Source organism: Reichenbachiella sp., from assembly GCF_039969095.1.
Classification (GTDB): Bacteria; Bacteroidota; Bacteroidia; order Cytophagales; family Cyclobacteriaceae; genus Reichenbachiella.
In genome coordinates this window covers 75,841-86,785 of the sequence record NZ_JBDVOL010000012.1, presented here as the reverse complement: position 1 = coordinate 86,785, position 10,945 = coordinate 75,841, and the positions used below count along the sequence as shown (strand labels likewise).

At 38.9% G+C, this 10,945-nt stretch carries 5 protein-coding genes; 3 read left to right on the top strand and 2 right to left on the bottom strand.

The window, feature by feature from the left end:
• Positions 1-524 precede the first annotated feature (524 nt).
• Together ABJH98_RS12520 and ABJH98_RS12515 are read left to right on the top strand one after the other, a co-directional pair.
• Positions 525-2,135, top strand: coding sequence for a 1-acyl-sn-glycerol-3-phosphate acyltransferase (locus tag ABJH98_RS12520; protein ID WP_348308031.1), 1,611 nt, complete (start codon positions 525-527; stop codon positions 2,133-2,135).
• On the top strand, positions 2,113-3,168 hold the full coding sequence (locus ABJH98_RS12515; RefSeq protein ID WP_348308030.1) for an NAD(P)H-dependent glycerol-3-phosphate dehydrogenase: 1,056 nt from the start codon (positions 2,113-2,115) through the stop codon (positions 3,166-3,168). Before ABJH98_RS12520 ends, ABJH98_RS12515 begins: the two co-directional genes overlap by 23 nt.
• Here ABJH98_RS12515 and ABJH98_RS12510 read toward each other — a convergent pair.
• Together ABJH98_RS12510 and ABJH98_RS12505 are read right to left on the bottom strand one after the other, a co-directional pair.
• On the bottom strand, positions 3,161-4,399 hold the full coding sequence (locus ABJH98_RS12510) for a M48 family metallopeptidase (RefSeq protein WP_348308029.1): 1,239 nt from the start codon (positions 4,397-4,399) through the stop codon (positions 3,161-3,163). The two genes, ABJH98_RS12515 and ABJH98_RS12510, sit on opposite strands and share 8 nt — an antisense overlap.
• 37 nt (positions 4,400-4,436) lie before the next feature.
• Positions 4,437-5,474 (bottom strand): type IX secretion system membrane protein PorP/SprF, encoded by a 1,038-nt coding sequence (locus ABJH98_RS12505; protein WP_348308028.1) that lies wholly within the window; start codon positions 5,472-5,474, stop codon positions 4,437-4,439.
• Positions 5,475-5,691: 217 nt separating this feature from the next.
• Here ABJH98_RS12505 and ABJH98_RS12500 point away from each other — a divergent pair, with 217 nt between their 5' ends.
• Positions 5,692-10,899 carry a PKD domain-containing protein gene (locus tag ABJH98_RS12500; RefSeq protein WP_348308027.1) on the top strand — a complete coding sequence of 1,736 codons (5,208 nt, stop codon included), beginning with the start codon at positions 5,692-5,694 and terminating at the stop codon, positions 10,897-10,899.
• Positions 10,900-10,945: the final 46 nt, after the last annotated feature.

Below are 10,945 nucleotides of genomic sequence, written 5' to 3'. Positions count from 1 at the left end.
ATACATTCTTTTATAAGTCAGCGACGACCTACTCTACGAGTAGGACTCCGCGTCCCGGTCGCCGCCAGTTTTTATTTATCTGCTGGAGCTTTAGCGAAGGCAGGTCAAAAGGGTTATTGAGAAATCAGTAACCCTTTTTTTATGCCCTTTTTTGAAGACGCCTTTGGAGAATACTTCGGAATACGCAAGAGAGATAGTGCGCCGTAGCTAGCGGTTGCGCATCAACGAAAGATTGTGCTTTGTTTTAGAAACGTTGTATAAGGTTTATACGAAGAGTTCAACTTTAAATCTTAATCGAATTTAAAAAGATTGACTTAAGGAGGCGATATCAAGACTATAATATCATTAACCCAAATGCGTCATAAATCGCATATAATTCGTTAATTTGCCGATTCTAAAGGGGTGGATGTATGTTCATCCTTTTTAATTTTAATTCTATGAATCCATTGGTGATACGGAGAAGGAACAAGAAGGCAAGATATAAACCCATTCTAAAAAGTACTAAAAATTGGCCAGTCGTACAGATGGCTGAAAAGAGAGATGAGTTTATTCAACTGGTAGTAGAGGAGAGTTACGATAATATGTTATCGCTCAACCGAGGCAGAACCTTGCGTGAGGAAATTGAGATGACTGCTTTTCGAGAAAAGCAACGTGCTAAGAACCACCCTTGGAAAGTCGATCCTAAGGATGATTTTTCTTTCTGGGATGGCGTCCAACAGCGTGTTGTAAAGTTAGATGGTATGCCTAAAAAAGATCAGGATGTCCATTTAAAGGAAATTCTGAGGGAGATTTTAAATCGGTATGGTAATGAAATTGCAGGTAATTTCAATCCGTCTCACTATCATGTCGCTCGTACACTTGTAACTCTTGGGTTTGGTAGATTGTTGAATGCAGCAAGAGTGAAAGGGCCTTGGTCTCTATTTAGCAACCAGCTAGACTTAGATGATAAGATACATATCAAAGGATCTGTTGACCAATTAAGGAAATTGGCAAAGCTTGGCACTGTGGTCATGGTGCCTACACATTTCAGTAATATTGACTCTGTGTTGATTGGATGGATTATTCAATTTTTAGGTTTACCTCCTTTTATTTACGGAGCAGGATTGAACTTATTCAATCTAAAAGTATTCGCATACTTCATGAATAGTGTGGGAGCATATAAAGTAGATCGTCGAAAGAAGAATTCAATCTATTTAGAATGTTTAAAGTCTTATTCTACCATAGCATTAAGGGAGGGCTGTCATAGTTTGTTTTTTCCAGGTGGTACAAGGTCACGAAGTGGGAAGATAGAAAAGGCTTTGAAACTCGGATTATTAGGTACAACTATTGAAGCGCAGCGTCAAATTTTTCAATTCGAAGAGAACCCTGATGACAAAAAGATTTTTATTGTCCCAGTGACCTTGAATTATCATTTTGTGCTAGAAGCACCTAGTTTAATCAATGATTACCTAAAGAGTAAGGGACAAGAAAGATATTATGAAGAGAATGATGAATTCACTACTTCATTTAAAATATCAAAATTCCTGATGAAGTTTTTCACTCGTGGGTCTAATATCTCTGCTAGTATTGGAGATGCATTGGACGTATTAGGAAATGAGGTAGATATCAATGGAAGAAGTCTCGATAAACATGGGAACGAAATTGATCTTAAAGATTATTTTAGATCAAATGGTGAAATCACGGAAGATGCCCAACGAGAACAAGAGTATAATCGCATCCTAGGAAAGAAAATTGTTAAGGAATTTCATAGACACAATCGTGTCTTTTCGAGCCATTTAGTTGCGTTCACTGCTTTTAGAATGCTTGGTCGTAAGCATGCTGCATTAGATTTGTATGGATTGTTAAGATTGTCTGACGATGAGTTGGTCATGCCATACGATGATTTTAAGGCTGGATTATCAAATCTTTTGGATGCGCTACGTGCCATGAAGGACGCTGGTGAGGTAGACCTTGCTGATCATTTGCGAAGGGATAAGGATGAGATTATAAAACACGGTATAAAAAATTTAGGTATGTACCATGCTCAGCCTCCTTTAGGTTTATCTAAAAAAGGAGATGTAGTTATTCAAAATATGAATTTGCTCTATTATTATCACAATAGGTTAGATGGTTATGAACTCGAAAAATACCTCTGACAAAATAGTAGGAGTAATAGGGGCGGGTAGCTTTGGAACAGCAATTGCTAATATGCTGGCTGAAAAAAACGCAGTGTTACTTTATGTGAGGGATAAAACTAAAGCTGAACAGATTATTAAAACAAGAAGTGTCGGCTCTCATGCACTTTCACCTAATATTGAAATAACGAATCAACTTTCAGATGTCGGAAATAGATGTGAAATTATATTTCCAATAGTACCTTCTGCTAATTTCAGGAAAATGGTGAGAGATTTGTCTCCTTACCTCAAACCGTATCATATTTTAATTCATGGCACCAAAGGGCTTGATTTATCAATAGCGGATGGAGAGCAAATATCTAAGAAAAACCCACTCTCAAGGAATCATGTAAAGACCATGAGCGAAGTGATATTGGAAGAAACTTCAGTGTTACGAGTAGGGTGTTTGGCAGGTCCAAATTTGGCTAAAGAGATTGAAGAAAAACAACCAGCTGCTACTGTTGTCGCTAGTCATTTTGAAGAGGTAATTGACCAAGGACAAAAATTATTGAAAAATGACCGGTTTCTGGTATATGGGAGCAATGATTTGATTGGTATTGAATTGTGTGGGGTTTTGAAAAACATCATAGCCATTGGTACAGGAATGATTAGTGGGATGGGGCTTGGAGAGAATTCTAAAGCGATGTTGATCAGTCGAGGTATGGTTGAGATGGTTTATATCGGTAACGCACTGGGAGGAAATACAAAGGCATTTCTAGGATTGGCTGGTGTCGGAGATCTGGTGGCCACGTGCAGCTCAAAGTTGAGTAGAAACTTTACAGTAGGCTATCGTTTGGCTAAAGGAGAATCATTAGATGAAATCATTAATTCCATGGAGGAAGTGGCCGAAGGTGTCAATACGATCAAGATTATCAATAGGCTCGCTGAAAGTTACAACATTAGAGTCCCAATAACTGAAACGTTACACAACATTATCGAAGGGGAAATGAGCGTCCAAGAGGCATATACTTATTTCATGAAGTTCCCTTTTAGATCCGAAATAGATTTCATTTAACTTTTCGCATTGCACTAATTCTCTTTAGAAGACTTGGATGAGAATAATTCATAAACTCATACCAAGGATGAGGAGTGAGGTTTCCTAAACTATCCGAAGTAAGTTTTTTCAGAGCTTTTATTAAAGGTTCTTTGCTGTAGGTTTCAACGGCAAATGCGTCTGCTTCATATTCATTTTTTCTACTGAATAGATTCATGAATACACCAATTATGGTCGAGATAGGAGAGAACAAAATGGCAAATGCAAAAACATTTAAATGAAGAGCAGTTACATTCCCACCTAAGGCCCAAGAGATTTCACTACTGAAAATAAATTTGGATAATAACCAGAGCATAAATCCAGTTTGTAGAATGCCAAGTATCATGGACCAAATGATATGCTTTTTCTTGAAATGTCCTACTTCATGAGCTAACACTCCAACTAATTCTTCATCCGTGTGCTTATCTATTAATGTATCATATAGGACTACTTTTTTCTTTTGACCGAGGCCAGAAAAAAAGGCGTTGCCTTTTGATGACCGCTTTGAACCGTCAATTACAAAAATATTATTCAGAGGAAAACCCACTTTTTTACTGTAGTTGGTAATGGCAGTTTTTAAAGTCCCTTCTCCTAATGGAGTTAATTTATTAAAAAGTGGAATAATCAATGAGGTATAAAACATATTGACGAATACCATGAAAAGGCTAATAGCAATCCAGAAGTAAATCCAGAAATTTTCTTCGAAAAACATGACCAAAACAATGAACAAGGATGCGATAATACCACCAATAATTAGCGTAAGGACATATCCTTTGATTTTGTCGATGATGTATGTTTTTACAGTCATTTTGTTGAAACCATATTTTTCTTCAATCACGAATGTACCATAAAGGTCAAAAGGAATTCCAATAAAATCAGAAGCGAAATAAACGATGCCAAAGAAATACAAAGAGGTCAAGGGTTCAACCGGAGCAATCCCTCTTAGAAACTCATCCAACCAGCCGAATCCTCCAAACCAAAGAATGGCAGCCATTAGGAGAAAACTGAAAGTAGAACTAATGGCAGAAAACTTGAAGATATCACCTTGGTAAGCTTGAGAAGTTACGTATTTTTCTTTATCATAAATCCCATCTAATTCGCTTGGAATGGGCTGTTTTCTACTCTTATTGTTTAGAGAACCTAAAAACTTATTGATTAGGAAATCAAAAGTTAGAATGCCAATTAGGAGATAAAGTATAGTTTGGTGATCCATGTGCTTTGTTTTGCGCAAAGCTAAATATTTTAACCAATTAGAATATCATAGGAAGTGGACACTTCAGTTCTCTGACGGAGCGCGAAGGCTTTCTCGGATCTCCCCATTTGAAGCTGTAAATCAATGAAACTTCATGTGCTCCACCACTTTGGATGCCTAAGTTGGATAAGGTATAGTCAAAACTATAACCTATTGTAAATTTCTTTTGAGTAACTCCAAACATGAAAATCAGAGATTCATTGTTGGATCCCCCTCCTTCAGGGGATTTGATTGGAATACCACGATACCAAAGTCCAAAAATGACTGGATCCCAAGTAAAATAAAGTCCTAAATCCAATTGGTTGAATTCTCCCTGCGCTCTATAGTTGAATGTGGGAGATAGGCTCCTTTTGGCGCCAGATACAGTTTCTCCTTTTGAATACCCAGTATTCAGAGGAATCATATATCCACCATGTATGGATAGTTTTTGTGGTAAAGGGCTGTCTTCTCCTAAAAAGGATTGATTAGGCTCTCTGATGTGATGCATGGATACTCCTAGCCAGGCTCTAGCAGAATAAACCACGCCACCCAAAGCGATATCAAAATAATTCACTTTCCAGTCTGTGTTAAACTGTTCCGCACTAGGATTTCCTGTATTTCCGTTGTTGTCGAGTTGATCCCCAAAAACTAGTTTGTTGAAGTTGACATTTCTTGAAGTATAAGAAACCTGAAAGGCTGGACGGAATACCCATTTGTAGTTTACATTAACTTGATAGGCGTATTGAAGCGCAATTTCATTGGACTGCAATCCTACTAACCCTTCTTTGTCATTCACAAACAATAATCCAACGCTACTGTTCTTTTCATCAAAATTATTATCTACATAAACTGAAAAAGTCTCGAAATTGGCATCAATAGATGGCCATTGGTTTCTGTAATTGATTCCAGCTCGACCTTCTTGTGTAATTCCAGCAAGTGCAGGATTTAAATACAAAGGCGCTGAGTAATACTGTGAAAACTGAGGGTCTTGAGCCCACGCTTTGTTAGAACTAAACAAAGAAGCGAAAATCAATAAGACGAAGAAAATTCTTTGCATCTGTTTGTTTGAATCGGGTTTATGCCCTTTAATAGAATCGTTGCAAAATATAAAATATTGTCTCAAATGAGAAATGAATTATTTTTTGTTGGATCATTTACATTGAAATATATTTTGTCACCGTTAGTATTAGTAATTAAGTTAATTTTAGCGTTTGATAAATATTCTCCTAATTTAATTAAAAAGGACAGTTAAAAATTTGAGAACCCTTACCGAAATGAAGAACGTAACGAAACGAAAAAGCTTGCCTCATTGGCTATTGCTATTCGCAATTCTTACTATCAGTTTTTCACTTCAAGCACAAAACTATTCAGAATATAATTGGCTATTCGGTAATTCTACGAATACAATTACTTTTAATAAGTCAGATGCGAGAGCGCAGCTCGATACTTTGCAGTTTACACCTTTCGGTACAGGTGGTGGTGCAGTCATTACTGACCCTGTCACTGGTAACCTTCTCTTCTACACAGATGGAGAAAATGTATATGACACCAATCATGAATTAGTTCCCAATGGTGCAGGATTAAATGGTGATGCCGGTATCAATCGTTCCGCATCTGTTATGCCTATGCCATATGTGGATGGTGAATATTACATTTTCACTAACCCAGGAGGGTCGGGTACTGAAATCACATATTCAGTAGTAGATAGAAACCTAGCAGGCAATGCTCCAGGAGTCACGCCACCATCTGGGGATGTGGATGCAGCACGCAAAAACTTGACAACTGGATTGACCAATCCTTCGGAAGCTATGATTGTCATCCAACAAGACGTTGATAATTATTGGGTGATTACAAATGATAGAACCACATTCGACTATCAAGTATTGGCAGTGAGCAATGGAACGCTAGGAGCCATTCAGACATTTGATTTGAATGATGTATCCGCTCCAGATTTTGAGGCCGCATCATTTGCATATAATGCTGATTCCAGCATATTGGCAGTTGCACCGAAAGATGCCAGTCGAAATGTGACCTTATTGGATTTTGATATAGCCACTGGAGTGTTATCCCTTAATTCAGCCATTTTGAATACAGGTAACGTCGATTTTGCTACGGAAGCGGTTTATGATGTAGAATGGTCATTTAATGGTACCAATCTTTATATTTCCAGACATGGAGGCTCAGGAGCAGTGGCTAATCTCTATCAATACAGTCTGGGTGATACTTTGAATACAGTCAATTCAGTATTGCCAGAACCAGTATATAGAAGTTATGGTGTCCAAAGGGGGCCTGACAATAATATCTATCATTTATATCAGCAAACTAACACTGATGCCATTGAAGTTGGTGTGATTTTAGAAGCAGATAGCCTATATCATGCTGACAGTGCGTTTTTTAATGTAGGATACGACAGTTTAGCTTTCTCACCATCGGCAATAAATGCTACACAATTCCCGCATTTTGCAGCACCACATTTTGAATCGTTTGATTCAGTAGGTTTTTCATATTTGGATACTTGTGCTTTACTTACTACGAAATTCTTTTCTAATGTGGAACCACCAGCACAAAACTACCTTTGGGATATGGGAGATGGGACCTCATATATTGGTATTAACCCTGTTCATACTTATCAAGCTGCAGGTTCCTATTCCGTTTCTCTTACTGTAGAGTTGAATGGGATAATAGAGACTTACACAAAAGCGGTTGGGGTAGTATCCAACGACCTTGCAATAGATTTAGGGATGGATACTGTCAGATGTGTAGGTGAGATTTTTACTTATGATGCTGGATCGGGTGGTGCGTCATACTTCTGGAACACTGGAGAAACTACTCAGACCATTAATGTAGATACTACAGGCCTTTTTTCCGTAGCTGTAGTAAGTGCTGCCACAGGCTGTACCAATTATGATTATGTGCAGGTGACAACTTATGAGGACACCAATACCTTTAGAAATCAGTGGTATTTTGGAGAGAATGCAGGAATAGACTTTAATCCGCCTGCAACTTCAGCCATTACCGATGAAAACCTAATGAGTTCTGCCCAAGGTGCCTCTTCTGTATCAGATCTAAATGGTGATTTACTCTTTTATACAAATGGGGAAACTATTTGGAATAAAAACCATCGTGTGATGGATAATGGGGATGACATAGGTGGTGATCCAAATTCTAGTCAAGGGGTGATGATTGTGCCACTCCCCAATGACAGTTCCATATATTATGTTTTCACCTCGGATCCGGTTTATGGTGATTTCACTTATGATATGAAATATGCTGTGGTAGATATGAGAAAAGATACTGCTCAAGGGGAAGTAATTGTAAAGGATGTGTCATTGTTTACCAATAGTACAGAGCGCCTGACAGCATTTGGACTTGGACAGGGAATTACCTGGTTGGTGACTCATGAATATGGAAATAATCAATTCCGATCTTATCCAATAACCCCTTTTGGTATCGGTGCGCCAATTACTTCTTCTGCAGGAAGTGTAATGAGGTTTGATGAAGAAAAGACAGGAAAGGCACAAATGAAATATGCAGCTGGTGGCGGAGTCATTGCACTGGCTTTTCAAGATACAGATGATAATTATGTAGAATTGTTTAGTGTGGCAGATAGCACTGGGCAAATCACTGGATTAGCTAAAATTGATATTGAAGAGCCCGCGCCTTCTTTGATTTATGGAGTGGAATTCTCTTCTAGTTTACAAAGGCTCTACATCAGTACCAATGGAACAAATGGATCTAATTTATTGCAATATGATCTGGATAGCCTCTATGCCCCCACAGCCAAAGCAGATATTGAAGCGACTAAATTTGTATTAGGGTCAGATCCTTCGTTACAATATGGGGCACTGCAAACAGGATCGGATGCCATAATATACCTTGCCGTTGATGGCCAAAATTCAGTAGGAACAATCAATAGTCCAAATGCAGACAATGCAAGTGCCTCGTTTAATGATGGTGGCTTTGACCTCATGGGTAGAACCAGTAGGTTGGGATTACCCAATTTTGTGCAAGAATTACCTTTAAGTGCTATGAATCCAGGTATAGCATATACTAACCCTTGTCTTGGTCAGGAAACTATTTTTGACGGGACGGGTACCTCTATCATTGATGAATATTTCTGGTCATTTGACGACGGTACTTCTGCAGCTGTAGAAGACACAACACATATTTACAACCTATCAGGCACCTACAATGTCAGCCTGACGGTCACCAATAGATGTGGTTTGGATACTGTATTTATTGAACCCGTGGAAATATATCCTATTCCAGCAGTACCCACTTTGCAAGATGCCGTGGCTATTTGCAACGGACCAGCGTTGTTAGAGGCGTGGCCTGTTGATACAGCTGCATTTAGTTATACCTGGTCCACTGGAGAAACTACAAGAACTATTACTGTAGATGTGCCAAGTATAGTTTCTGTATTTATCACAAATACTGAAGGATGTCAATCTGATCCAAGAGAATCATTTGTAGATGATACAAGACCAGAGGTAGATTTAGGAGCAGATCAGATTATATGCGAGGATGTAGCTTTTACTGATTTGGATGCATTAAATCCTGGATCAACTTATTCTTGGATGCTCAATGGATCTGCAAATGGGAATACGTTGCGAACGCAAGCGGTGGACACCTCAGTGCCAGGCGTATATGTCTACGAAGTGACTGTGGAAGATATTCTCAATTGCGTAACAACCGACGATGTGACTTTTACGGTGGAGAATCTTCCTCAATATTCAACATTGGGAGGTACTACGTCTGGATGTTCTGCTGATGATGGAGCTATAACCATTGATCTTACCGAAAGTGGAAGCTTCAATTATACAGTGACTGGACCATCAACAATCAATGCTACGGCCATTTCTGGCCCTGCCACCATTCTTACCCCAAACGCTTTGAGTCCTGGTGGATATACCATATTACTGTCTAATACACTTACGGGATGTTCCCTTAGCTCTGTGGCGACAATAGAAGATGGAGGATCTACCTTTGCCATAGATAATGCTACACCAACTCCTGATTGTCCTGGCGAGGGTATTTTGGAATTCGACTTATCTGGTCCTGCACCTGCTAGTGTCAACTATGAATTGTATGATGAATTTGGTAACCTAGTTGTTGGAGCTGGAGCTTCTCCATCTCCAAGTTTTTTAATTAACAATTTGGACTCTGGAACTTACTCTATTGTAATTGTAGAGCAAGTCAGTGGAAATGAGTGTACCCAAACATTAGATGATATTACCTTAGATGGAAGTCCACTTGCTGAATATGCGACGACTCCGCAAAACATATGTGGAACAGAAGGAGAAATAAGCATATATCCAACCACCATCGACGCGGGAATTTCTTATACATGGAGTGGCCCGGGAGTAGTAGGCTCTTCACTTGGTGAGACTATCACAGTTTCAGCAGGAGGTACTTACTCAGTGACTTCTTCTGGTTCAGGTTATTGTGAAGTTACCACACCTGTCACTGTTGTTCAAAGCGAAGCACCTGTTGTAGAAATACTAACGGAAGGAGAAGATTGCGAAGGTTCACTCGTATTATTTGCTAATGTTACCAATGGATTGATGGGAAATGGGGGCTATCAGTGGGATAATGGTGCGAATGGATCAAGAAGAGGTATTAATTCTTCTGGTACGTACGATGTATTGGTATTGGATCAAAGCACTGGGTGTACTGGTACAGCTACTGCTGAGGTTAGCGTATTCAGTGAACTGACAGTATTTGCAGCAGCCACACCGAATTGTGATGATAATGAGGAAGTATTTTTAACAGCCTACTCCAATATCACTGAAGATGTAACATTTACTTGGACTGGTCCAACGGGGGTGTTAGATGATCAAAGTGCCGAAATTTCAATCGGTGAAAGTGGCACTTATAGTATTCATGTTGAATCAAATTTGAGTACTTGTGAGGCGGATGCTTCATTGAGTGTGCAGGTGGTACCAATTTCTGAAGATGAGCTTCTGTTAGAAGATAGAGAAATCATATGTACTGAGGACACAGACCCTGCAAACAATTCAGTAGCATTAAACCCGGGATCATTTAGTACTTATGAATGGACAATTGTTAATGACGATGATACCTTATCTACTGCTCCAATATTTACAGTTACAGAAGGAGGTATCTATGAGGTGACGTTGAGTAATGGATTTACTTGTATTCGAGATGTAGTGGAAGTTATTGACGACTGTTTGCCTAGAGTATATGCACCCAATGCCTTTACACCTCAAACATCACCAGGGTTTAATGATGAGTTTTTTGTCTACCCAAATGACTACGTTAGCGATTTTGAAATTAGAATTTTTTCTAGATGGGGAGAAATGGTATTTCAGTCCAATGACATAGGGTTTAGATGGGATGGTACTTACCGCGGAGAACTCCTTAAAATAGATAGTTATGTTTATGTCATGCGCTTTAGAAGTTCATTAGTTCCAGAGTTAGGAGAGATAGAGCAACGTGGTGGAGTTACTCTGTTAAGATAGAATCTGCGACTAGTATTTAGGCACGATATGTGATAAATTGGAGTAA

Excerpts from the sequence above, each read along its gene's own strand:
- ABJH98_RS12520 (WP_348308031.1), top strand. The coding sequence starts at position 525 with ATGGCTGAAAAGAGAGATGAGTTTATTCAACTGGTAGTAGAGGAGAGT.
- ABJH98_RS12515 (WP_348308030.1), top strand. The coding sequence starts at position 2,113 with ATGAACTCGAAAAATACCTCTGACAAAATAGTAGGAGTAATAGGGGCG.
- ABJH98_RS12510 (WP_348308029.1), bottom strand. The coding sequence starts at position 4,399 with ATGGATCACCAAACTATACTTTATCTCCTAATTGGCATTCTAACTTTT.
- ABJH98_RS12505 (WP_348308028.1), bottom strand. The coding sequence starts at position 5,474 with ATGCAAAGAATTTTCTTCGTCTTATTGATTTTCGCTTCTTTGTTTAGT.
- ABJH98_RS12500 (WP_348308027.1), top strand. The coding sequence starts at position 5,692 with ATGAAGAACGTAACGAAACGAAAAAGCTTGCCTCATTGGCTATTGCTA.